Source organism: Sphingobacterium sp. UBA5996 (genome assembly GCF_002429765.1).
In the GTDB taxonomy this organism is placed as follows: Bacteria; Bacteroidota; Bacteroidia; order Sphingobacteriales; family Sphingobacteriaceae; genus Sphingobacterium.
On record NZ_DJAS01000025.1, the window covers coordinates 83,785 to 108,676 of the forward strand.

Sequence of the window (24,892 nt, forward strand, 5' to 3'; positions counted from 1 at the left end):
TTTTCATATTAAATATTGGTGAGTGTTAGTAGAGGAGGGAACCGTTGGTTCCCTCTTTCTTTTTTTTACTCTTTATTTTTTTGTTGTTCTTTCCACTGTTTGGAGAATGATTTTTCTGACAACTTAGGTAATTCACGCTGATGCCCCCATGTTTTCTGAAAGAATTTTCGGATGAAAAAATTTTTGAATTTTCCACCGAAAAAATCGACCAATTTTCTTCGCATAATTCCATAAGTGAACCATTGCCAGGCTTTTTGTTCCGTTTTTGAAGCTAGACCTTGATCAACTGAATCTTTTCTGTTCACAAGAAGCATGCGTTGTATGTCAATACCTACCGGACAGACCTCAGTACATTTTCCACAGAGTGTAGAGGCGTAGCTCAGGTGTTTAAATTCCTTCATCCCATTTAAATGAGGTGATATGAGTGATCCAATTGGGCCTTGATAAGTTGTTTCATAAGTATGGCCACCGATGTTCTGATAGATTGGGCATACATTCAGACAGGCACCGCAACGGATGCAATATAAGCCCTGACGCTGTTCTTTCTGAGCGAGAAGTTTGCTGCGGCCATTGTCTAGCAGAATGACATACATCTCTTCGGGACCGTCAGATTCGTAAGCCTGTTTAGGCCCGGTAAGTAGTGTATTGTAAACCGTTAAATTCTGACCAGTACCGTGCGTAGATAAAAGCGGCCAAAAGATCTCTAAATCTTGTAGGTTGGGAATTATTTTTTCTATTCCAACTACAGCGATATGTGTTTTCGGGAACGTCGATGTCAATCGGGCATTTCCTTCATTTTCAGTAATCGCTAGGCTACCAGTTTCAGCGATCAGAAAATTAGCTCCTGTAATTCCGACTTCTGCTGATAAGTAGCGATCACGAAGTAGTTCACGCGCCTTCATTGTCAGTTGCTCTGCGGAAGCATCCAATGCAGTGTCAAATTTTTCATGGAAAAGCTTAGCAATATCTTCCAGGCTCAAGTGCATGGCTGGGGTAACAAAGTGATAGGGTTTTTGATCGAGCAGCTGTATAATATATTCGCCCAGATCGGTTTCTATTGCATCAATATTTTTGGAAGCCAGAAAATGGTTGAGCTCAATCTCTTCTGTTGCCATCGATTTAGACTTGACTACAGACTTTGCCTTTTTACGCTGAATGATTGCATAGATCTCTTCCAACGCTTCAGTGGCGTCGTTTGCCCAGATGACTTTTCCACCTCGGGCAGTGAAATTGGCTTCAAACTGCAACAGGTAGCGGTCGAGATTTTCCATGACCTTCCACTTAATCAAATTGGCTTTTATCTTGCTATTTTCAAGATCTGCAAATTTACTCTTGCCTTTTTCGAAAGCCATGCTGTATTTGTCGATATTGTAATTGATAATATCGCGGTGTTTGGTGTCAAATGCTTTTTGCGCACTTTCCTTTATAAATGCATTAGCGGTACTCTCTGCCATCTAATCTGCTGGTTTTTCACAAAAAAAAGTTGGTAAAAATTACCAACTTTTAAATATACTGTTAATAAATTGTTTCTCGAAAATCGAGGTAAAAATTTATGCTTTTATCGCAATATTTAAGCTGAGCTCGTCCAACTGTTCTTGGTGGATGGTTGACGGTGCGTCAATCATAACATCTCTTCCCGAGTTGTTTTTTGGGAAGGCGATGACATCGCGGATGGTGTCTAAGCCAGCCAATAAAGATACCAGGCGGTCAAAACCAAAAGCCAATCCGCCATGTGGAGGGGCGCCATAGGTAAAAGCTTCCATCAGGAATCCGAACTGTTTTTTTGCTTCTTCAGGGCTGAATCCTAAATGTTTGAACATGAGCGATTGGAGATCTCTGTCATGGATACGGATTGATCCACCACCTACTTCTACCCCGTTTAAAACAAAGTCATAGGCATTTGCTCTCACTTCTCCAGGATTGGTATCTAAAAGCGGGATATCCTCCGGTTTTGGTGAAGTGAATGGGTGGTGCATGGCGTGGTAACGGCCACTTTCTTCGTCCCATTCCAATAGTGGGAAATCAACGACCCATAATGGTGCAAAGGTTTCTTTGTTGCGGAAACCCAATTGTGCAGCAACTTCAAGGCGTAGTTCATTGAGCTGTTTGCGCACTTTGTCTGTTCCCCCAGCCATAATTAACAATAGGTCGCCAGGTTTCGCGTGGAACGCATCTGCAATTGCTGACAGCTGTTCTGGCGTGAAAAATTTATCCACAGAGGACTTTACTGAGCCATCTTCATTAACACGAGCATAGACCAATCCCGTTGCACCGATCTGTGGACGTTTGATGAATTCTGTCAGTGCATCCAATTGTTTCCTGGTGTAATGGGCACAGTTTTCAGCATTTATCCCTACCACTAATTCTGCGGCATCAAATACAGGGAAACCTTTTCCTTTGGCAACGTCATTTAGTTCAAAAAACTGCATTCCAAAGCGAATATCTGGTTTGTCTGATCCGTAAAGGCGCATCGCATCTGCGTAAGTCATACGTGGAACGGTACCCAGATCAATCCCCTTGATTATTTTGAAGATGTGTTTTGCAAGACCTTCAAAGATATTTAAGACATCTTCCTGTTCTACAAAAGACATTTCACAGTCTATTTGCGTGAATTCGGGTTGGCGATCTGCGCGCAAATCCTCATCACGAAAACATTTTACAATTTGAAAATAGCGGTCGAAACCTGAGACCATCAAGAGTTGCTTGAAGGTTTGAGGTGATTGCGGTAAGGCATAAAATTCTCCAGGATTCATCCGAGAAGGGACGACAAAGTCACGTGCTCCCTCGGGAGTTGATTTAATTAGATAAGGGGTCTCAACTTCCAGAAAATTTTGGGAGTCAAGATAACGGCGGATCTCTTGTGAAGTTTTATGGCGTAAAATAAGGTTTTCGCGTACTGGGTTACGGCGTAAATCCAGGTATCTGAACTTCATTCGAATATCATCGCCACCATCTGTTTCATCTTCTATGGTAAAAGGAGGTAATTTAGCGGCATTTAGTATTTCAAGATTTAAAACCTTGATTTCAATATCTCCAGTGGGGATTTTAGCATTTTTATTCGAGCGTTCGATAACCTCTCCAGTTACCTTGATGACATATTCTCTTCCGAGTTCACGGGCACTGGCGCGTAAAGACGCATCATCATCTGCATTGAACGTTAATTGTGTGATACCATATCGGTCTCTAACATCGATGAAAGTCATACCGCCTAAATCGCGGGATTTTTGAACCCATCCACTTAGGGTAACCGTCTTCCCTAAGTCAGCTAGTGTTAATTCTCCACAAGTGTGTGTTCTGTGCATATCGTTATGAAAATTATATTTGACGCAAAATTATTGGTTTTACTCGACAATAACGAATTCTACTTTGGTTATTTGAACGACCTTCTCCCACTTTCTTCCACAATACTCTATGGTCTTTTTTATGGCTCCCACTTTATCCCCTTTTTACTAAAAAAGTGGTTGAAATTAAGTTGATAGGTCTAGAATTTTTACAATTCATTTCTAATTTTTTGGCGAAAAGTATGGAAAATAAACTGTTCTATCGCATGGGATTTTATAAGTTGATAGGGGTTTAACTGCTTGTAAATTAGGTTTTGCAGGATTTTTTATTTAAAGGATATTTTGTTTGTTGTAGCTATTTATCGATGTGGAAAACTTTTTTATGTTATAAAGTGGGGGAAAGTGGGAGAAAGTGTATACTTTTACATTTAAATTAGAATAGGATAATTGACGATATGACTCAGTTAATCGGTGAATTTGAATGCAAGTTAGACGCCAAAGGAAGAATGGTGTTGCCAGCTGCGCTCAAGAGGCAAATGCCTCATGTAGAGCGGGATGGTCTTGTTGTGAATCGCGGTTTTGAGAAACATCTGGTTTTTTATCCACGGGAAGAATGGGATTTGATGACAGCTAAACTGGCGAAATTAAATCAATTCGATCCCAAGGTTCGTGCGTTTGTGCGTGCTTTTACACGCGGTGCAACCGAATTAACTTTGGATGCTGCAGGTCGTGTTTTGTTGCCGAAAAGCTTGTTGGAGTTTGCGGGTATACAGGCCGAATTGGTTTTGGCCTGTCAGTTTAATAAGATTGAGGTTTGGTCTAAGGAAGGGTATGAGGAGTTGATGAGCGACGGTGGTGTGGAGGATATATCATCTTTGGCGGCAGAGGTAATGGGAGATATTAATTTTGGACTATAAGCGTATGGAAAATGTCTATCATGTTCCGGTCATGTTACAAGAATGCATGGATTCGTTGGCGATTAAGCCGAATGGCGTCTATGTGGATGTGACTTTTGGTGGTGGTGGTCATTCTCGCGAGATTTTAAAGAGATTGGGGCCAGAAGGGAAGCTGTTTGCTTTTGATCAGGATCCGGATGCATTGAAGAATGCGATCGACGATCCTCGCTTTACATTGATACATCAGAACTTTAGGTTTTTAAAGAATAGTCTTCGTTTGGAAGGTGTGCGTGCAGTAGATGGGATTTTGGCAGATTTAGGAGTTTCTTCACATCAATTTGATGCTGCGGACCGTGGTTTTTCTATTCGCTTTGATGCTGATCTGGATATGCGTATGGATCAGGTTGGTGATCTAGACGCGAAGTCACTCTTAGCCACCTATGCAGAGGAAGATCTCCATCGCATTTTTGGTATGTACGGAGAGATCATGAACGCTAAGTCGCTTGCGAAAACAATTGTTACGGCGCGTTTGGTTCAACCGATTCAAACTGTTTCAGAATTAAAAGAGGTGATTCAACGGATGGTTCCGAAGGGTAAGGAACATAAGTATCATGCGCAGGTGTTTCAGGCGCTTCGTATCGAGGTGAATCGTGAGTTGGATGCTTTACAGGAATTTTTGTTGCAGACGGTGGACGTGCTCAACGTGGGTGGGCGATTGGTTGTTATGTCCTATCATTCTTTGGAAGATCGTTTGGTTAAAAATTTTATGGCCAAAGGTAAGTTCAAAGGAGAGGTTGAGAAAGATTTTTTTGGAAATGAAATTAAGCCATTTCTTGTGCTTAGCCGTAAAGCGATTACGGCTTCTGCAGAGGAACTGGCTTCAAATAATAGATCGCGCAGTGCGAAACTGCGCATTGCTGAAAAGTTGGGTGTGTCTTAAAAATGGAGCGAGAGGATGAGCAGAAATACGATAAGACAGAAAGAGTTGAGTGAAGAAGTTCAAGAGGAACTGCAAGAAACTGTCGAAGAAAAGGCCGAACAAACAGAAGCGTTTATTAAAACGCTTTTTACCGTTGGAGACCTTTCGTTAAACAGAATATTGCATTACTTGCCATTTGGAGCATTTATAGCCTTTCTGATGCTATTGTATATTTCCAATCGTCATTTTGCCGAGCGAACTATTCGGAGTATCGATAAAGTGAGTAAAGAGGTAAAAGAATTGGGGTGGGATCATAAGTCTCTATCTGCTGAACTGATGAAAATGTCTACACAAACGGAAATTGCTAAGCGTGTAGATTCTTTGGGTTTGAAAGAGCGAGTGGAACCACCAATCAAGATCGAAGTTATAGAGAATAAAGAAGATAAATAGGAAGAGTTATGAGTATCAGAAATACGATTCTTGTTCGTGTCTACTTTGCTTTTGGGCTTATCGTGTTGCTTGCGTTTTTGGTGTTTGGAAAAATGGCAAAGTTGCAGTATGTCGATGGACAGCATTGGAAAGCTTTAGCGGATAGCCTTTCTATTCAGGAACGGGAGGTGGAAGCTGCTCGTGGGAATATTTATTCGAATGACGGGAGTTTGCTGGCTACTTCAGTGCCTGAATATGAACTTCGTTTTGATGCTATGGCTATTCCGGAGGAGGATGAAGAGTATTTCAACTTAAAAGTTGACTCCTTGGCGATTAAGCTTGCTGATTTCTTTAAAGATAAATCATCTCGGCAGTATTTGACATTATTAAAGCAAGCACGGAATAAAAAGCAGCGCTATTTGTTGCTTAAACGTAATGTGTCGCATCAGGATTTGAAACGTGTAAAGCAATTTCCTCTGCTTAAATCTGCTCGCGTCAATAAGGAGCGTTTTCCAAGTTGTTTGATTACAGATCGCCAAAACAAACGTATTTTGCCTTTTGTCAATCTTGCTGCAAGAACCATCGGTTATAAAAATGTGAAAGAAAATATTCATGTTGGACTGGAAGGTGCATATGGAGAATATATCGACGGAAAAAGTGGGAAAAGATTGATGCAGCGCATCGCAGGAGGTGTATGGATTCCTGTCAACAAAGATATCGAGGTTGCTCCAGTTGATGGGTCTGATATTATCTCTACCATTGATGTAAATATGCAGGATATGGCGCAAAGGGCGCTAGAGAAGCAGATGATTACGAGTAATGCGGATGAGGGCTGTGTTGTGATGATGGAGGTGAAAACAGGGGAAGTGCGAGCGGTGGCCAACTTTATGCGTGATAAGGATGGAGTCTATCGTGAAAAGTTCAATCTTGCCATTGCGCAGAGTGCGGATCCGGGGTCAACATTTAAGTTAGCTTCTTATTTAGCTTTGATTGATGATAAAAAAATAGATTCGAGCACAACTGTGAATATTGGTAATGGTAATTGGCCAATTTACAAACATACCATTCGGGATTCACATGCGCCCAAGAAGTCGATAATTTCGGCTAAAAGGGCTTTTGAGGAATCGTCGAATGTGGGCGTTACTAAATTTGTTTACCAAGCCTATAAAGATAATCCAGATCAATTTACCTCGAAGCTGCATTCTTTCGGTTTCGGGAAAACATTAGGTCTACAGATTCCGGGAGAAGGGGTGCCTCTGGTAAAATCGTCGAAGAGTAAGAGCTGGAGTGGATTGTCTTTGGTACAGATGGCTTATGGCTATGAAATGAAGATTACCCCGTTGCAAACGTTGACGTTTTATAATGCTGTTGCGAATAACGGTAAATTGATAGCGCCACTCTTTGTTAAGGAAATTAGGCATTTGGGGAATACGATTCAAACGTTTAAGGCTAAAGTCCTCAACGAAAAGATAGCGTCGGACCATGCTTTATCAGAAGTGAGGGGAATGATGGAAGGGGTGATGATTGAAGGGACGGGTAAAAGCGTAGCTAGCCCGCTGTATAGTTCTGGTGGAAAAACTGGTACGGCGCAGATGGCAGATGGTTCGAGAGGATATGGTGCGAGACGCTACCAATCTTCCTTTGCAGGATATTTTCCAGCTGAGGATCCGAAATATTCCATCATTGTGGTGATCCGTAACCCGAGAAATGGATATTATGGCGGATCAGTTGCGGGGCCTGTCTTTAAAGAGCTTGCCGATATGGTGTACGCGAACGATATGGAGATGAAAGGAAAAAAGACGTTTAAAGCGGTCAATGTAGGTGGAAGAATGCCGTTGACTTTACAGGGGTCGAGAGAAGCGAGTAAAAAAGTGTACGATAGATTGGGGATTAATACGGTCAATTGGGATACAATTGCACGGGGAGAAGTGGATACGTCTACGCGGGGAGTGCCATTTGTAGATTTGAAATATAGAGAAGGAATTGTTCCGAATGTTGTTGGAATGGGATTGATGGATGCCTTATATGTGGTAGAAAATGCAGGCTTTAAAGCGCGCGTGACTGGAAAAGGGAGAGTGGCGATGCAGTCACTCGTAGCTGGACAGAAACTGCCTTTTGGGACGGGGATAAATTTAGAACTTAAGTAATGATGGATTTAAAAAAAGTATTGCATGCCATCCCTGTTCAGCAGGTTGTGGGTAACCTTGAAGAGGTTGATGTGCACTCTTTGTGCTTTGATTCCAGAAAAGTAACGTTGGGAAGTCTGTTTATCGCTGTGAGAGGTGTGCAAACGGATGGTCATCTATTTGTAGAGAGGGCAATTACTTCGGGAGCAAGAGCAGTTATTGTAGAGCAGTTGCCAGAAGATATATTGGACTCTGTAGCGTATATTTTAGTCGCCGATTCTGCTTATGCACTAGGTGTAGCCGCAGCTAATTTTTACGGAAATCCTTCGGAAAAACTTAAGTTGGTCGGTGTTACAGGAACGAATGGTAAAACGACAGTTGCTACATTGTTGTTTCAGTTGTTTACTGAATTGGGGTACCATGTGGGGCTGTTATCTACCGTGCAAAATCAGATCGGAACGAAGATTATACCGGCTACGCATACGACCCCAGATCCTATTCAACTGAATCAGTTGCTGCATGATATGGTTAATGATGGCTGTGATTATGCCTTTATGGAAGTTAGCTCACACGCTGTAGTTCAGGAACGTATCGCAGGTTTAGTGTTTGCGGGTGCTATATTCACGAATATTACGCATGATCACCTGGATTTTCATGGAACGTTCGATAATTATATTAAGGCAAAAAAGAAGTTCTTTGACGATTTAGATGCAAATGCTTTTGCTTTGACCAATGCGGACGATCGAAACGGTCAGGTCATGCTTCAAAATACGGTGGCACATCGGAAAAGCTATGGCTTACGTTCGGGGGCAGATTTTAAAGCAAAGGTTATTGAAAGCCATTTCGATGGTATGCTGATGAGTGTTGACGGACAGGAAGTGTGGGTAAAATTGACCGGTGATTTTAATGCATACAATCTTTTGGCGGTATATACTGCTGCTATCTTACTTGAACAGGAAACTGTGAAAGTGTTGACTGCACTCAGCACGTTGAAAGGTGCAGAAGGAAGGTTTGAAACACTGAAATCGGCTACGGGCATTTTTGGAATTGTAGACTATGCACACACGCCTGATGCTGTGGAAAATGTACTCAAAACGATCAGCGCTCTGAGACGGCCAGAACAAAAAATCATTACAGTCTTAGGGTGTGGAGGCGATCGGGATAAGACCAAAAGGCCTGAAATGGCGGAGGCGGCCTTACGTTACAGTGATCGCTTTTTGATTACATCCGATAATCCGCGCACCGAGGATCCATACCAGATTATTAAAGATATTGAAGCGGGCGTGCTGGAGGATCAAAAGTCGAAGACGCTCTCAATAGCCGATCGTAAGGAAGCGATAAGGGTGGCTTATCAGCTGGCGAACCCGGGCGATATTATCCTGGTGGCGGGAAAAGGACATGAAAAGTATCAGGATATAAATGGTGTGAAGCATCATTTCGATGATAAGGAAGTTTTAGAGAATACATTTAACGAAAAATAGAAATATGTTGTACCATCTTTTTACGTGGCTTAGTGAATACATTCATATACCAGGAGGAGGTTTGTTTCAGTACATCTCCTTCCGTACATCTATGGCTGTCATTGTTTCATTGATCATTACCACGGTTTTTGGGGGGAAATTGATTCAATTCTTACACAATAAGCAAGTTGGAGAGACAATTCGTGATTTGGGACTGGAGGGAGAAAAAAAGAAAGCTGGTACACCGACTATGGGGGGAATTATTATTATCGCAGGTATTCTTATTCCCACTTTGTTATTTGCAAAATTGACGAATATCTATGTGATTATCATGATAGTAACTACATTATGGATGGGAGCAATTGGTTTTTTGGATGATTATATCAAGGTTTTTAGAAATAATAAAGAAGGTCTGGCTGGTAAGTTTAAGGTCGTTGGACAAGTTGGATTGGGAGCGATTATTGCTTGTACGATGTACTTTCATCCTGATATTGTTGTTCGAAAAGGGGTAGATAAACCTACGTCCACCAAACCCGTTGAGGTGGTTATCAACGAAGGCACTGGGGAGAAGACCTATGCAGAAAACGTTAAATCTTCGAAGACAAATATTCCGTTTTATAAAAACAACGAGTTTGATTATGCCAAAGTGTTTAAGATGTTTGGATTGCAAAGTGACTATTTAACTTTTTTTGTTTTTTTAGTTGTGGTAATCTTCATCGTAACGGCAGTATCAAACGGTGCAAATATCACGGATGGCATTGATGGTCTGGCCACGAGTACTTCAGCTATAATTGGTGTCACGCTAGCGATTCTAGCGTATGTGTCTGGTAACGTGATTTTTTCAGATTACCTCAATATTATGTATATCCCCAATTCGGGTGAGCTCGTCATTTTTGCTGGGGCATTCGTAGGGGCCTGTGTCGGATTCTTGTGGTATAATACGTACCCAGCTCAGGTTTTTATGGGGGATACAGGCAGTTTGGCGATCGGTGGTATTATTGCTGCTTTTGCTATCCTGATCCGGAAAGAATTGTTGATTCCGATTTTATGCGGTGTATTTCTTTTAGAGAATGTTTCGGTTATTCTTCAGGTGTCGTATTTCAAATACACAAAAAAGAAATATGGTGAGGGGAGAAGAATCTTCCTGATGTCGCCATTGCATCACCATTTTCAGAAGAAGGGCTATCACGAAGCGAAAATAGTAACACGTTTTGTCATTGTAGGAATTATATTGGCTATTCTTACTATCGTAACATTGAAAATTAGATAATGATGTCAAATATTGCAACAACATATTATCCTCAATCTGGAAGTTTGGTCATTTTAGGCGCAGGCGAAAGTGGCGTTGGAACGGCGATTCTCGGAAAAGAAAAGGGATTTGATGTATTTGTGTCAGATAAAGGGCTTATAGCGGATCATTATAAGGAACAGTTGAAAGCTGAGGGAATAGCATTTGAAGAAGGTAATCATGATGAGGAGCGTATATTGAAAGCTGCTTTAGTTGTGAAGAGTCCTGGTATTCCGGAGCATGTGCCTTTGGTGGTCGCATTGAAAGCAAAGAATACCCCTGTAATTGCTGAAATCGAGTTTGCAGCACAATATACAGATGCAAAGTTAATTTGTATTACTGGATCAAATGGGAAATCGACGACCACCATGTTAACCTATGAGATCCTTAAACGTGGGGGCTTAAATGTTGGATTGGCGGGTAACATCGGGAAAAGTTTTGCATTACAAGTAGCTAAAGAAAAGTTTGATTGCTATGTACTGGAAATATCGAGCTTTATGTTAGACGATATGTACCACTTTAGGGCCGATGTTGCTGTTATACTGAATATTACTCCTGATCATTTGGATCGATACGATCATAAAATGGAGAATTATGTGGATTCAAAATTCAGGATGATTCAAAATCAAACAGAGAAAGATTATTTTATATACTGTCTGGACGATCCGGAAACTATTAAAGGATTGGAAAGACATCATAGTAAAGGGACTTACTTACCTTTTACGCAAGAGCAACTTGTCGAATTGGGCGCTTATTTGAATGCCAATAAGACAATAATTATCAATACACCAAATAACGATACATTCACTATGAGAGCTGAGGAATTGTCATTGCAGGGGAAGCATAATATTTATAATAGCATGGCTTCCGGGCTAATCGCGAAAGTGCAGGAATTGAGAAATCAAGTGATGAAGGAGAGTATGGGATCGTATGTGAACATTCCACATCGGCTTGAGCATGTGGCCTGTATCGGCGGTATAAATTACATTAACGATTCAAAGGCAACGAATGTCAATTCAGTCTGGTATGCGCTGGAAAGTTTCTCTACACCAATCGTGTTGTTATTGGGTGGGGTAGATAAAGGAAATGATTACGGTATGCTCGCTGATTTGGTTAAAGACAAAGTACGCGCTATTGTTTGTTTGGGAAAAGATACAGCTGCGATTCATAAGGCATTTGAACATGATGTGGAGATTATTGTAAATAGTACATCCATGCAAGATGCGGTTGTGTTGTCTTCGCATTTAGCTCAAAAAGGGGATACGGTATTGCTATCTCCCGCATGTGCTAGTTTTGATTGGTTCAAGAACTATGAAGACCGTGGCGATAAATTTAAGGCTGCTGTCATGGAATTATAAAAGGTATAACCCAATAAAAGGAGGAAGTATATGCTACAGACTATAATGTCTAAATTGAAGGGTGATCGATGGATATGGATCATTGTGATTATCTTATCGGGATGGTCACTTTTGGCTGTATATAGTTCGGTGGGCACCTTGGCTTACAAAGAGGGAAAGGGTACCGAAATGTATTTGCTAAAGCACTTTTCTATCATCGCTGTTGGGTTTATTCTAATGTATCTTTCTCATAAGCTGGATTATAGGTATTATGCCGGGATATCAAAAATAATGATGGGTATTACGATCCCTTTATTGTTGTTTACGCTCTTATTTGGTAGTAAAGTTAATGAGGCCAGTCGTTGGTTGACCATTCCGGGTATAGGTTTAACCTTTCAAACTTCAGATTTGGCGAAGCTGTCACTCATCGTCTTTTTGGCAAGGATGTTATCGCGGAAACAGGAAGAGATCAAAGATGTAAAAAAATCATTCTTACCCATTATGGGATCTGTATGTGGCGTTTTTATTCTGATCGCTTTGGCTAATTTATCCACCGCATTGATGCTGTTTGGCGTGAGTGTTTTATTGCTCTTGATCGGTCGGATTAGTTTTAAGCAAATCGCCATTGTGTGTTGTGGTGGGGGAGTGCTTTTAATGATGGTGATCTTCTTTGGTCCCCGAAGGGCGACGTATATCAGCCGGGTAAAGTCATTTTTCCATACCGAGAAGGTTGATAAAACGGTATCCTTCCAGGATGATAAAAACTATCAGGCAAACAATGCAAAAATTGCGATAGCAACAGGGGGGCTTTTTGGAAAAGGGCCGGGAAATAGTGTACAGCGCAACGTGTTGCCACATCCTTATTCCGATTTTATTTATGCGATCATCATTGAGGAGTATGGGACTGTAGGAGGAGTAATCTTGCTATTTCTGTATTTGGCATTTATGTATCGATGTATCCGTATTGTAACGATGAGTCCTAAGGCGTTTGGTACCTTTCTAGCTGCTGGTTTAGGATTTAGTTTGACTATCCAAGCTTTAGCGAATATGGCTGTTGCTGTAGGTTTAGGTCCGGTTACAGGAGTTCCGCTTCCATTGGTTAGTATGGGAGGAACATCTATTTTATTTACGAGTGTGGCGCTGGGAATCATTCTCAGCGTGAGTAGAAATATTGAAGAGTTAAAAGGTAAAGAACAATTGGATGAAAGACCTAAGCCCAAAAAGGTGGTGGTAGGATCTATTCCAGCATTATAATAAATTGAGCATGGCGATTCGCGTAATTATTAGTGGAGGGGGGACCGGCGGACATATTTTTCCGGCGATTTCGATTGCAAATGCTTTGAAGGCAATGGATCCTTCAAATGAAATATTATTTGTGGGTGCTAATGGCCGGATGGAAATGGATAAAGTACCAGCTGCTGGATATCGTATTGTTGGACTTGATATCCAAGGGATCAATAGAAAGCAACTGTGGAAGAATATTTTTTTGCCGTTTAAGCTGATGAAAAGTTTGAATAAGGCGAAAAGTGTAATTAAAGAATTTAGACCTGATGTAGCTGTGGGCGTAGGAGGTTTTGCTTCGGGTCCATTGTTAATGATGGCTAATAAATTGGGTATACCAACAGTTGTGCAGGAACAAAATTCCTATGCAGGGGTGACCAATAAAAAAGTTGGAGCAAAAGCCGCAAAGATCTGTGTCGCTTATGAAGGGATGGAGCAGTTTTTTCCTGCTGACAAAGTATTGATCACGGGAAATCCGATAAGACGCGAGTCTATTGCGATAGCGGGTAAAAGGGAGGAGGCATTGGCCTTCTTTGAGTTGGATCCGCACAAGAAAACAGTTTTGGTACTCGGAGGTAGTCTGGGCGCTAAAACATTAAACGAAAGTGTGCTGGCCTATCTCAGTGAGTTAAAGAAACAAGAAGTTCAACTGATCTGGCAATGTGGTAGTTTCTATGTAGAAAAGTTAACAGAGGACCTTGCAGGGGGACTTCCAGAAAATGTTAGGATGATGGCTTTTCTCCAGCGCATGGATTATGCTTATGCTGCGGCTGATTTAATTATTAGTCGGGCCGGTGCAGGAACTATCTCGGAACTTTGTGTGGTCGGAAAACCTGTTATTCTTGTGCCGTCTCCCAATGTTGCTGAAGATCATCAGACTAAGAATGCGATGGCATTGGTCAATAAAGAAGCAGCACTTTTGGTTAAGGACAGTGAGGCAAAAAAGGATTTGATACCCGCTGCTTTAGATTTATTAAATGAAGCCGATCGTGTTGCGCGATTAAGTGAAAATATAAAAAAACTCGGTAAGTTGAATGCTGATGTACAGATTGCCGAGGAGGTGTATAAATTGATTAATAAAAAATAGAGGAAGCGTATGAATCTAGATGCAATAAAACAAGTATACTTGATTGGAATAGGTGGGATAGGGATGAGTGGTCTTGCGCGCTATTTCAAGCATTTGGGCTGTGAGGTGAATGGCTATGATCGAACAGAAACCGAATTGACTAAAACATTGGTCAATGAAGGTATTGCGATATCATATCAAGATGATGTCGATACGATTGATACTATTTTTCATGCTCCTAAAACAGAGACATTGGTCATTTTTACACCGGCAATTCCGAAAGATTCGAAGATCAAGGCTTTTATGGAATCGCAGGGACACATTCTTTATAAGCGGTCTCAGGTGCTTGGGATCATCAGCGAAAGTCGATTTACGGTAGCCGTCGCCGGTACACATGGTAAGACGACTACCTCTACAATGGTGGCACACGTATTGAAGGATTCGGGTTACGATTGTTCTGCATTTTTAGGCGGGATCAGTTCTAACTATGGTACCAATGTGCTTTACGGTGATAACAATACAGTTGTGGTTGAGGCTGATGAATTTGATCGTTCATTTTTGACACTTCACCCCAATATCGCAATCGTAACTTCTTCTGATGCTGATCATTTGGACATTTATGGCGATCGGAGTCATTTGCTTGAATCGTTTCGATTGTTCTTGAATAAAATCGTTGAAGGGGGAACACGTATTATAAAAAAAGGCCTCGAGTTTGCGGGGCAAATCAGTTATTCAGGCCATGAAGTCGCTGATGCATATGCTTCCAATGTGCATGTACGCGATGGAGAGTTCTTTTTTGACTACCAAGATACCAATGGACGGATAGATGATATTCATCTGGGTATCCCTGGTATCCACAATGTTGAAAATGCAGTAGCTGCGATTGCAGTAGCACGTTTACTTGGGATTGCAGACGGGGCTATTAAGAAAGCATTGACGACATTTAGAGGCGTGAAAAGAAGGTTTGAATATATTGTTCGTCGACCTGGAGCTGTGTATATTGATGACTATGCACATCATCCAGAAGAACTGCGTGCATTTTTGACTTCGATGCGAAAATTGTATCCGACTCAAACGTTAAATGTGGTCTTTCAGCCGCACTTATTTACGCGTACGCGCGACTTTGTCGACGGTTTTGCAGAGGTGTTATCCATGGCAGACAATCTGTTGTTAATGGAAATCTATCCAGCACGGGAGCTTCCGATTGAAGGCATAAACTCCAGTTGGTTATTGGATAAAATTACGGCTGAGAAAAAGCGCATTGTGACTCCCGAAGAGGTCTTGGAATTTGCACGGAATGAAAAGCCAGAGCTGATAGTTACAGTGGGGGCGGGTGATATTGACAAATTGGTTAAACCGTTACAGACAATTTTGGAGTATGCTTAAAAGATTACGTGACATACAATGGAATCGTGTACTGTACTTTACGCTTTTTTTTATCGGTGTAATAGTCGTCGTCGTGATTATGAATATTGTTGGTAAACGTGATGAACAACAGCTTTGCAAAGATATAAAAATTGTTATTGAAGGAACCGAGGCTTTTATAGATCAGGCAGATATCTCCAAATTGATCGAACAGAACTACGGTAGTTTCGTTGGAAAGAAAGTAAATGGAATCCCTTTTCATAAGGTTGAAAAAACCTTGCGTAAACTACCTTATGTTTCCAATGCCAGTATACATGCTGATATGGATGGTACGATCAGAATTAACATTAGTCAGCGCGAGGCTGTAATGCGGGTCATCAATAAAAATGGAAAGGAGTTTTATGTCGATCCTAATGGTTTAAAGATACCGACAACATTGAAATATATCCCACACATTATGGTTGCTACCGGCAACATCGCTGAAGGATATAATGAAGCACTGGATACCATCTCAACCCCATTGGTTAAGGATTTGGTGAAGGTTGTTGAATTTATAAAAAGCGATGAGTTATGGACTAATCAAGTGGTGCAGATATATGTTAATGGAGATAAGGATATTGAACTTGTACCACGCATAGGGACGCAACAGTTGATTGTTGGATCGGCAGATTCTTTAGCACAAAAATTTGAATTATTAAAGACCTTTTATACGCAGATCATGCCAAAGGTGGGTATAAACGCTTATGGTGTTGTCAACGTAAAATATAGCGGTCAGATTATCTGTGAAAAGCGTGGGAACTGGAGTTTTTCGGATGATCAAACAAAAAAAATAGCAAATAATACATTATAGTAATACAGCAACAATACAGGAAATTATGAACTCAAAGGCAGCAGAAATTGAAAGAGAAAACCCAATTATCGTGGGACTCGATATTGGTACTACCAAAATTTGTGTTACGGTTGGGAGACGTAGCTCAGGAAACAAAATTGAATTATTAGGTGTGGGGAAAGCTGATTCTGCTGGTGTAAGCCGTGGAGTGGTGGCTAATATCCAGAAAACTGTGGGAAGTATTTTAGAGGCTGTCGAGATAGCCGAAGCACAGTCTAATGTGGATATTAAAGTAGTGAATGTGGGAATTGCTGGCCAACACATCAAAAGTATTCAACACCGTGGAATATTTACCAAAACTGATGGTGATGATGAAATCGTTCGACGCGATATTGAACGATTGATTTCGGATATGTATAAACTGGTACTGCCTCCAGGAGAAGAAATTATACATGTTCTACCTCAAGAGTTTACGGTAGATAACGAACCCGGTATTCGCGAACCAATTGGCATGGCTGGTCGTCGTATTGAAGCGAATTTCCATATTATATCGGGTCGGGTAACTGATATTAAAAACATCAAAAAATGTATTGATAATTCCAATCTTGAAGTTGCAGAATTGATTCTCGAGCCTCTAGCGTCTTCTGAAGCTGTATTGGATGAAGACGAAAAAAATGCTGGTGTTGTATTAGTAGATATCGGTGGTGGAACCACAGATGTTGCCATCTTCCATGAGGGGATTATTCGTCATACTGCTGTAATTCCTTTAGGCGGTAATATTGTGACGGAAGATATTCGTCAGGGATGTTCTGTTTTGCGCTCGCAGGCTGAATTATTGAAAACTCGTTTCGGATCGGCTTTGGCTGATGAAAACAAAGAAAACGAAGTGATCTGTGTGCCAGGATTAAAAGGTCGTGAACCCAAAGAGATTTCGGTTAAAAATTTGGCTTATATTATTCAAGCTAGAATGGAGGAAATTATTGAACATGTATACTATGAAATCAAATCTTCTGGATACGAGAATAAACTGATTGGTGGTATTGTTATCACCGGTGGTGGTGCTCAATTAAAGCATTTAGTACAACTTGTTGAATATATTACCGGAATAGATTGTCGTATTGGCTTTCCGAATGAATATCTTTCTAAGAATGAGGTTTTACCGAAACCGCTATTTGAAGAATTGAAAAGCCCGCTATATGCGACAAGTATCGGTTTGTTAATTAAAGGAATCCAATCCCATGAGGATGAAGAAGACAGCCGTAGAGAAATGCACGCCCCATCGAAAAAAGTGCAGGCAGCTACGATGACAACAAAAGAGGTTTCAGAACAACAACAAAAAGAGCAAGGATTGCTATCATGGTTTAAACGTTTTATCAAAGATGGTAACGAAATCGATGATGCAACTTTTTTAGACAAAAAGTAAGTTTTCCACAATAGTTGAAGTTTTCCACAATTTAACAGATGTGGAAAACTTTTGTTGAAATTATATTATTATTACATTACATATAGTGGGTTTGGTTCATTTTGATATCATCTTCATTGTAAGTTAAATAGGGATAAGTTATGTCAATACAGTTTGAAATGTTAAAAGAACAATCTTCAATAATCAAGGTTATTGGGGTTGGTGGCGGTGGCGGCAATGCCGTAAACCACATGTATAAACAAGGAATTAGTGGTGTGGATTTTATCGTGTGTAATACTGATGCACAAGCATTAGAATTGAGCCCGATTCCAAATAAAGTTCAATTGGGGATAAGTCTAACCGAAGGTATGGGAGCTGGGGCAGATCCTGATGTCGGAGAAAATTCGGCAATCGAAAGTATTGAGGATATCAAGCGTATGCTTGGCACCAATACAAAGATGCTATTTATTACAGCTGGTATGGGTGGTGGTACCGGTACAGGCGCTAGTCCTGTGTTGGCCAAAGCAGCTAAAGAGTTGGGTATTTTAACTGTTGCTATCGTCACTACGCCATTTACTTTTGAAGGTAAACGTCGTCGTTCACAAGCTGAAGAAGGGTTGTCTGAGTTACGTAAGTATGTCGATTCTTATCTTGTCATCTCGAATGATCGCCTTCGTGAGATTTTTGGTAATTTAACAATGACTGCGGCTTTCGCGAAAGCCGATGATATCTTAACAACAGCTGCAAAAGGTATTGCCGAAATTATCACAATCCCTGGTTATGTAAACGTGGATTTTAAAGATGTACGCACAGTAATGAATGATAGTGGTGTTGCCATTATGGGAAATGCTGTTGCTGAAGGTGAAGACCGTGCATTGCGCGCCGTTGAGGGTGCTTTGGCGTCACCGCTATTGAAAGATAATGAAATTGAGGGAGCTCGCTATATTTTGTTGAATATTACTTCTGGTACCAAAGAGGTAACGATGGATGAGGTTGCAATCATTACGGATTATATTCAGGAAAAAGCTGGCTTGTCAGCTGATTTGATCTGGGGTAACTGTATTGATGAAAATTTTGAGGATGAGTTGTCAGTAACAATTATTGCAACAGGTTTTCAGACATCAGAGGAACGTGATAAAGAGCGTGAAAATACAAAAGTGTCTCTGCCTTTAACATCTGAGCCTTCAAATTCTTTTATCAAGCCTGTTTCTCAGGTAGCGCCTAGAGAAGTTCCAGCTACGAATAGCTTTGTAACTCCGGTTCAACGTGTGGATACACCGGCGCCTTCTTCAAGTACTACAACTCCGAATAATTTGCAATCCGACTTGTTTACTTCGCCAAGAAATGCCGCACAACAACAGCATGTTGCTGTTGAAGAACCACAGGTTATACGTCATGACTTAGGATTTGATAATGATTATGAAGAAGAGACGTCATTTGGAGATACGGATTTTCAATTGAAAACTTCACCATCTGTCTTTCAATTCCAGATGCCAACAGTTTTTGATTCCTATACTACCCCTTCAGCGTCAGCGTATGAGGAGAAGCCGACATTTTCATCAAGTACGACAAATGAACAGGTTGAAGTTCCTCAGGTTGAAGAAGAGCAGGTTTCATTTGAAGATCAATTGGTGCGCACTAAAGAACGAATTCTACGTTTAAAGGAGTTAAGTATGAAGCTAAAATCTTCTAATGGTCTTCATGAGTTAGAAAATGAGCCGGCTTATAAAAGAAAGCAAATGTCACTGGAGGATACACCACATTCTTCACAGTCTCAGGTGTCTCGTTTCACACTTTCTTTTGAAGATGGAAATACGGAAATTCGACCGAATAATTCTTTTCTACATGATAATGTAGATTAATTGATTCGCTATTAAATAATAGAAAGCCGTCCACAAAGACGGCTTTTTTAGTATCTTTAAATATCGAAAGACAACTATATAAGCTATGACGACAAAATTAAATAACCCTGTATGGGTGATGAGTTCTGCATTTGATAAATTATCCTTACCGGAGTTGATTCAGACAACCAAGAGAATTGGAGCCGGTGGTATAGACCTTTGTGTCTTTAGAAAAGATGGTACCCGTGAAGACCATACAGCGACTCACTTGGATTATGACGATTTTACTCCCGCAAAAGCGAGGGAAGTTATCGATCTGTTCAATCAAGCTGACTTAAAGCTTTCGCTTGGTGCTTTTGAAAATATGATTGGTGGGGATCCTGAGCAGCGGGTGAAAAATCAAAATCATTTATTAAAATTAATTCGTATTGCCCATCTGCTTGGCGGCGACGAAAATAATATCAAAGTGGGAACATTTGTGGGCTACAATCATGAATTGGGTAATCAAATTGATGGATTTCAAAAGAATCTTGAAGAATACAAGCGTGTATTTGCTCCCATTGTTGACTATGCAGAGAGTTTAGGCGTAACCATTCTTTACGAGAATTGCCCCATGGAGGGATGGCGATCGTCACGTTATAGCTCAACCTACAATAATCTGCCAGCTGTGTTGGCCGCACGAAAATTAATGTATGCGATGATACCAAGTAAGGCTCATGGCGAGATCTATGATCCTTCACATGATGTCTGGCAAAATACAAATCCAATTGAGGTAATCCGTAATACGGATATTGCGCGTCTGCAGCGTATCCATGTGAAGACCACACGTAATTTACAGACAGCCGCACGTATTGATTGGGGCGGTATGTATCCAATGCAACATGTTGATATGGAATTGGCTAAAAAAGCCAATGTAAGTATTCCAGGGCATGACTGGGATAGACATCACTACGAAGCGATGTTACCTGGCTTTGGCGGTTCTGACAGTATGGATTGGCGAGGATTTGTCGACCTATTGCAAGAACGTGGTTTCAGTGGTCCTTTTGAGATAGAAAATGAAGCTAAGAATTCGAAAGATACGGGTGATTTCTCAGCTACGGTTCAAGGATTCACTACCTGCCTCAATTTCTTAGCACCGATGTTGTGGGATTTAGAAGCGGAAGTGGGGTATTCTTTCAAGAAATGTGAGCCTTTAAAAGATTTGAATGTAAAAGATATTCCGGTTGTTACGATCGACAAATTGAGCTAATATACTAAAAAAGCACTCCAACAACATCACTAATTGTTGGAGTGTATTCTAAAAAGTTCGATCAATTCTGGGATATTGGAGACATTGAGTTTTTCGAATATTCTGCTTTTATAAGTACTTACGGTTGATGGACTTAACTCCAATAAACCAGATACTTCAATGATACCAAGCCCTTTGATCAATTGCTTAGCGACATCTACTTCTCTATTTGACAAACGTGCCAAAGGGTTTAATTTCGTCAGTTCAGATTTACTTTGTGTCAGTTTCTGAATATATAAATCCTGTACGTTGCTCGACATATACTTTCCTCTATCCTGAATAGCCAAAATAGCATTCGAAAGTTCAGCCATTGCTGTTGTTTTATTGAGATAGCCTACTGCCCCAGCTTCGATATAGCGTAAGGCATATAGCGATTCGTCATAAGACGAAAAAATTAAAATCTTGATGCTTGGACGAATTTGAAGGATTTCCTCAACAACGCGTATATTATTTCCTCCAGGCATATTAATATCCAGCAATAGTAGGTCGAAATCTTCTACCTTTATCTTGTCGAGAACCTCGTCAAAGGTTTCGGCTTGGAATATTTCTGCTTTCTGAAGAGTTTCTTTAATAATAACGGAGGCTCCTAACCGTACAATGCCATGGTCGTCTGCTATAAGAATCTTTTTCATAGATTTGCTATCTGATGCTGGGCTTTAATTACCGTATGAAATAAAGTACTAACAATATACAATATATCTTGATATTTTACTAGTTAACGTGCAAATATAAGAAATTAAGTTAATAAAAATTAGATAGCGGCAAGTTGAGCGCATTTTTATGAAAAATGGATATAAACTCAATTAATACGGGTCAATGTTAGTTTAACGATAAAAAATTAGCATATTTTAATTAGATTTATGTGACAATTACTAGTTTTGTTAATATTTATACACTAAAAAAATTGAATATGGGATTTCTAAAAGAGTTTAAAGAGTTTGCAATGCGCGGCAGTGTAGTCGATTTGGCTGTCGGTGTTATTATAGGTGGAGCTTTTGGTAAGATCGTTACCTCATTGGTCGAAGATATCATCATGCCACCGATAGGGTACTTAACAGGTGGTGTTGATTTTTCATCTAAAAAATTGATTTTGAAGGCCGCTGATGAGGCTACAAAACAAGCAGAGGTATCTATTAATTACGGAAATTTTATCAACGTAGTTATTCAATTTTTAATTGTAGCATTCTGTATTTTTTGTGTTGTTAAGGCTTTAAATTCGTTAAAACGTAAGGAAGAAGCAAAGCCTGCGGCACCAGCGGCGCCAACTAAGGAAGAAACACTGTTGACAGAGATCAGAGATATTCTAAAAAATAAATAGTGTCAGGTATTCTAAAAAGCAGCGCATTCGGACCTTGGTGTTTTTTTATTTTGTGAACATTGAAAGTTGTTTTTTTTAGCTGTAGCTGAATAGATTAGCCTGCTTACTGCATATTAACTTTAAATGTTCTGAATATTGTTTGTTTTTGTCTAAAATAAACTTTACTTTTGCATTCCTCTTGGGGAGTTTTGTATTAATTGAAGTAAGAACAAATTAGCATAATAGCGTCATGAAAAGAACATTTCAGCCATCGCAAAGAAAAAGAAGAAACAAACACGGTTTTAGAGAGCGTATGAGCTCTGCAAACGGTAGAAGAGTATTAGCTTCACGTAGAGCCAAAGGTAGAAAACGTCTTACAGTGTCTGACGAATACCGTCACAAAGGTTAATCTTTGACCAAGATCGGTGGCTACTTATAAGAGCTTTTTCTAAATAAGATTAAGTCATCGTATGAAAAATACATTTACAAAAGAAGAACGGTTATGTGCGAAAAGGCGTATTGATACGCTTTTTAAAAACGGTTCTTCTTTTGTTTTGTATCCCTTTAGAGTTGTTTTTATTTTTGATAAAAACAATATAGCTGACCATACCCCTTCTTGTCAGTCTATAATTTCTGTATCCAAACGTAGGTTTAAAAGAGCAGTTGACCGCAATTCAATTAAGCGGATGATGCGTGAAAGTTACCGTTTGCAAAAATCGAATGATTTGATTCCATTTTTGTTGAAACATAATGTAACTTTGTATTTAGCTATTCAATATGTGGGCAAGGAGATCTTGGCATATGATGTGTTTCGTGTCGCAATGAATAAAATGCTGAAAAAATTGCAGGATGAATGTGCTGAAGCTTATTTGGAAAAAGGGGATTAGCCCCCTGTTTAGTTTTATTTTCTTAATTATTATTCGTTTCTACCAAGTTTTTATTTCGCCATTTTTAGGCGCCAGTTGTCGATATACGCCTACCTGTTCTCAGTACGGTAAGGAAGCTATTATAAAATACGGTCCTTTTAAAGGTGGTTGGATGGCTTTGAAACGAATAGCACGTTGCAACCCTTGGGGTGGTCACGGGCATGATCCTGTACCTTGATTTCTATAAAGACGATGAATAATTTAATTTTACAGATAGATACATCAACCACTGTATGTTCGGTTGGCCTGAGTGAAAACGGTCAAACATTACACGTTATCAATCTCGATGAACCGAATGCACACGCAGCCAAACTAACTATTTTGATCGAGGAAATTCTCAAACAAACAGGTCGAAAGATGCAGGATTTGAGCGCGGTGGCGGTGAGTATGGGGCCGGGTTCTTATACTGGACTGCGTATAGGAGTGTCTACCGCCAAGGGGCTCTGCTATGCATTAGATATTCCGTTAATTGCTATTAATACATTGGAGGCTTTATTTCTCGGGTATAAAAGTCAATTTGGTGTTACAGTAGGTGAGGCCTATCTTCCGATGCTCGATGCACGCCGTATGGAAGTCTATACAGCTGTTTACAATCACGATGCTGCCTTGGTAAGGGCAACCTCAGCGGAGATTATAGATATAGAATATTTCAATGGATTGTTGTTAGACTACGATCGTGTCCAATTGTTTGGTTCGGGAGCTGATAAATTCGAAACTTTGTTCAGTTCAACGGAGCGAGTCAATATCTTGAGTGGTTTCAAAGATTCTGCGGCTTTTTTATCACCATTGGCATTTGAAAAATTTGAACGAAAGCTATTTGAGGATGTTGCTTATTTTGAGCCATTCTATCTTAAAGATTTTGTAGTGACTACTGCAAAGAAAAAGGTTGGCTTATCATAACCAACCTTTTCTTTTGAACCAGAGATAAATCGCAAGGGATATGGCGATCATGATCGCTATGGCGACCGGATATCCATAGTACCATTCGAGTTCGGGCATATTTTTGAAATTCATGCCATAAATTCCTGCAACAAAAGTAATGGGCATAAAAAATACAGAGAAAATTGTGAGGATGCGCATGATTTCGTTGGTGTGATTGGACGAGATATTGAAATAAACATTCAGTAGCTGAGCTACATTTTCAGATAAGTTTTCATATAATGTCGCTGTTCGAATCTGTAGATCTTTAAGATCCCGTGTGTATACATCCTTTTTTGAAGATGAATGAAAATGCTCAACAACCTCTTTGTAGAGAAAGATCACTTTACGTGCGACATCAATCTGTCTTTTGATAAAATAAAGATTTTTCAGTACTGGCTGTTGTCTCATACGTTTCAGGAATATCAATTCTTCGTATGCATCGATGCGTGTTGAAAGTTGCTCCAGGGTTTGGCTAAAGGTAAATACAGCCGCCGTCGTGATAAATACGGCCAGTTTACGGCTGTTTTTTGTTTTGATGGATGTGAATTCAATATTCTTGAGCTTTTCTAGAAATTCGATGCGACGTTTGTGTACAGTAACGACAAAATCACTTCCGTAGAAGATGGTGAGGCGGTCGGTGATTTCTCCGATACTGTCTGAATTCTCTTTGAAATTGTCTGACATGACGCGGAGGATCACAAAGGTATAATTCTCAAATTCTTCAATTTTAGGCAGATGTTCTGGTTCTTTGGAGTCCTTAATCGAAGCTTCATTTAAATTAAAACGCTGTTTAATAAAAGTGAAGTCTTCTGACGTTGGCTCAGCTATATCTATCCATTCGTAGTTTGCGATTTCTTTTTCAACAATCGTTCTGATCATACATCTAATTTTATGAAAGACAAGATAAGAAAGAAAATAAAAAAAAGAGGCTGTCTCAAAA

General features: G+C 40.1%; 23 protein-coding genes. 19 read left to right on the plus strand and 4 right to left on the minus strand.

Features of this window, described 5'->3' with window-relative positions; all coding sequences use genetic code 11:
• Positions 1-65: 65 nt before the first annotated feature.
• Together B3E00_RS19775 and aspS are read right to left on the minus strand one after the other, a co-directional pair.
• Positions 66-1,454, minus strand: a complete 1,389-nt coding sequence (locus B3E00_RS19775) for a LutB/LldF family L-lactate oxidation iron-sulfur protein (RefSeq protein WP_293939772.1) — start codon at positions 1,452-1,454, stop codon at positions 66-68.
• 96 nt (positions 1,455-1,550) lie between these two features.
• The gene (aspS, locus tag B3E00_RS19780; RefSeq protein WP_293939773.1) at positions 1,551-3,302 is read right to left on the minus strand and encodes an aspartate--tRNA ligase; all 1,752 of its coding nucleotides are present in this window, start codon (positions 3,300-3,302) and stop codon (positions 1,551-1,553) included.
• Positions 3,303-3,736: 434 nt separating this feature from the next.
• Between aspS and mraZ the strand changes: the two genes are divergently transcribed.
• The 14 genes from mraZ (at position 3,737) to B3E00_RS19850 (ending at position 20,769) form a co-directional block, all read left to right on the plus strand.
• The gene (gene mraZ, locus B3E00_RS19785) at positions 3,737-4,198 is read left to right on the plus strand and encodes a division/cell wall cluster transcriptional repressor MraZ (protein WP_293886343.1); all 462 of its coding nucleotides are present in this window, start codon (positions 3,737-3,739) and stop codon (positions 4,196-4,198) included.
• Positions 4,199-4,202: 4 nt separating this feature from the next.
• Positions 4,203-5,117 carry a 16S rRNA (cytosine(1402)-N(4))-methyltransferase RsmH gene (rsmH, locus tag B3E00_RS19790; RefSeq protein WP_293939775.1) on the plus strand — a complete coding sequence of 305 codons (915 nt, stop codon included), beginning with the start codon at positions 4,203-4,205 and terminating at the stop codon, positions 5,115-5,117.
• Between the two features lie 15 nt (positions 5,118-5,132).
• The gene (locus tag B3E00_RS19795) at positions 5,133-5,546 is read left to right on the plus strand and encodes an FtsL-like putative cell division protein (RefSeq protein WP_209576664.1); all 414 of its coding nucleotides are present in this window, start codon (positions 5,133-5,135) and stop codon (positions 5,544-5,546) included.
• 8 nt (positions 5,547-5,554) lie between these two features.
• Entirely contained in the window at positions 5,555-7,672 is a 2,118-nt protein-coding gene (locus B3E00_RS19800) for a penicillin-binding protein (RefSeq protein ID WP_293884340.1), read from the plus strand.
• Entirely contained in the window at positions 7,672-9,132 is a 1,461-nt protein-coding gene (locus tag B3E00_RS19805; RefSeq protein ID WP_293884338.1) for a UDP-N-acetylmuramoyl-L-alanyl-D-glutamate--2,6-diaminopimelate ligase, read from the plus strand. The genes B3E00_RS19800 and B3E00_RS19805 overlap by 1 nt, the downstream gene beginning before the upstream one ends.
• A gap of 4 nt (positions 9,133-9,136) precedes the next feature.
• On the plus strand, positions 9,137-10,381 hold the full coding sequence (gene mraY / locus B3E00_RS19810; RefSeq protein WP_209576658.1) for a phospho-N-acetylmuramoyl-pentapeptide-transferase: 1,245 nt from the start codon (positions 9,137-9,139) through the stop codon (positions 10,379-10,381).
• A gap of 2 nt (positions 10,382-10,383) precedes the next feature.
• Entirely contained in the window at positions 10,384-11,757 is a 1,374-nt protein-coding gene (gene murD / locus B3E00_RS19815; protein ID WP_209576832.1) for a UDP-N-acetylmuramoyl-L-alanine--D-glutamate ligase, read from the plus strand.
• A gap of 30 nt (positions 11,758-11,787) precedes the next feature.
• Positions 11,788-12,990 carry an FtsW/RodA/SpoVE family cell cycle protein gene (locus B3E00_RS19820; RefSeq protein ID WP_209576655.1) on the plus strand — a complete coding sequence of 401 codons (1,203 nt, stop codon included), beginning with the start codon at positions 11,788-11,790 and terminating at the stop codon, positions 12,988-12,990.
• A gap of 10 nt (positions 12,991-13,000) precedes the next feature.
• On the plus strand, positions 13,001-14,104 hold the full coding sequence (murG, locus tag B3E00_RS19825; protein WP_293939777.1) for an undecaprenyldiphospho-muramoylpentapeptide beta-N-acetylglucosaminyltransferase: 1,104 nt from the start codon (positions 13,001-13,003) through the stop codon (positions 14,102-14,104).
• A 9-nt stretch (positions 14,105-14,113) separates the two neighbouring features.
• On the plus strand, positions 14,114-15,469 hold the full coding sequence (gene murC, locus B3E00_RS19830) for a UDP-N-acetylmuramate--L-alanine ligase (RefSeq protein ID WP_293939778.1): 1,356 nt from the start codon (positions 14,114-14,116) through the stop codon (positions 15,467-15,469).
• Positions 15,462-16,298: a cell division protein FtsQ/DivIB gene (locus tag B3E00_RS19835; RefSeq protein ID WP_293939779.1), complete on the plus strand. Its 837-nt coding sequence runs from the start codon at positions 15,462-15,464 to the stop codon at positions 16,296-16,298. The genes murC and B3E00_RS19835 overlap by 8 nt, the downstream gene beginning before the upstream one ends.
• Positions 16,299-16,323: 25 nt before the next feature.
• Positions 16,324-17,700, plus strand: a complete 1,377-nt coding sequence (ftsA, locus tag B3E00_RS19840) for a cell division protein FtsA (RefSeq protein ID WP_293939781.1) — start codon at positions 16,324-16,326, stop codon at positions 17,698-17,700.
• 140 nt (positions 17,701-17,840) lie between these two features.
• Positions 17,841-19,541 carry a cell division protein FtsZ gene (gene ftsZ, locus B3E00_RS19845; RefSeq protein WP_293886351.1) on the plus strand — a complete coding sequence of 567 codons (1,701 nt, stop codon included), beginning with the start codon at positions 17,841-17,843 and terminating at the stop codon, positions 19,539-19,541.
• Positions 19,542-19,626: 85 nt separating this feature from the next.
• Positions 19,627-20,769: a sugar phosphate isomerase/epimerase family protein gene (locus B3E00_RS19850; protein WP_293939783.1), complete on the plus strand. Its 1,143-nt coding sequence runs from the start codon at positions 19,627-19,629 to the stop codon at positions 20,767-20,769.
• A gap of 29 nt (positions 20,770-20,798) precedes the next feature.
• Here the strand turns inward: B3E00_RS19850 and B3E00_RS19855 are convergent, their stop codons facing one another.
• Positions 20,799-21,440, minus strand: a complete 642-nt coding sequence (locus B3E00_RS19855; protein WP_209576641.1) for a response regulator transcription factor — start codon at positions 21,438-21,440, stop codon at positions 20,799-20,801.
• Between the two features lie 278 nt (positions 21,441-21,718).
• On the opposite strand from B3E00_RS19855, the gene mscL reads away from it, so the two are divergent.
• The 5 genes from mscL (at position 21,719) to tsaB (ending at position 23,931) form a co-directional block, all read left to right on the plus strand.
• Entirely contained in the window at positions 21,719-22,126 is a 408-nt protein-coding gene (mscL, locus tag B3E00_RS19860; RefSeq protein WP_293939784.1) for a large-conductance mechanosensitive channel protein MscL, read from the plus strand.
• A gap of 229 nt (positions 22,127-22,355) precedes the next feature.
• Positions 22,356-22,514, plus strand: coding sequence for a 50S ribosomal protein L34 (gene rpmH / locus B3E00_RS19865; RefSeq protein WP_075991291.1), 159 nt, complete (start codon positions 22,356-22,358; stop codon positions 22,512-22,514).
• A 61-nt stretch (positions 22,515-22,575) separates the two neighbouring features.
• Positions 22,576-22,992 carry a ribonuclease P protein component gene (locus B3E00_RS19870; protein WP_293939786.1) on the plus strand — a complete coding sequence of 139 codons (417 nt, stop codon included), beginning with the start codon at positions 22,576-22,578 and terminating at the stop codon, positions 22,990-22,992.
• Entirely contained in the window at positions 22,955-23,209 is a 255-nt protein-coding gene (gene yidD / locus B3E00_RS19875) for a membrane protein insertion efficiency factor YidD (RefSeq protein WP_209576635.1), read from the plus strand. The genes B3E00_RS19870 and yidD overlap by 38 nt, the downstream gene beginning before the upstream one ends.
• Positions 23,210-23,223: 14 nt before the next feature.
• Complete coding sequence (gene tsaB / locus B3E00_RS19880) at positions 23,224-23,931, plus strand: tRNA (adenosine(37)-N6)-threonylcarbamoyltransferase complex dimerization subunit type 1 TsaB (protein WP_293939788.1); 708 nt, start codon at positions 23,224-23,226, stop codon at positions 23,929-23,931.
• Here tsaB and B3E00_RS19885 read toward each other — a convergent pair.
• Entirely contained in the window at positions 23,926-24,831 is a 906-nt protein-coding gene (locus B3E00_RS19885) for a CorA family divalent cation transporter (protein ID WP_293884315.1), read from the minus strand. The genes tsaB and B3E00_RS19885 overlap by 6 nt on opposite strands.
• Positions 24,832-24,892: the final 61 nt, after the last annotated feature.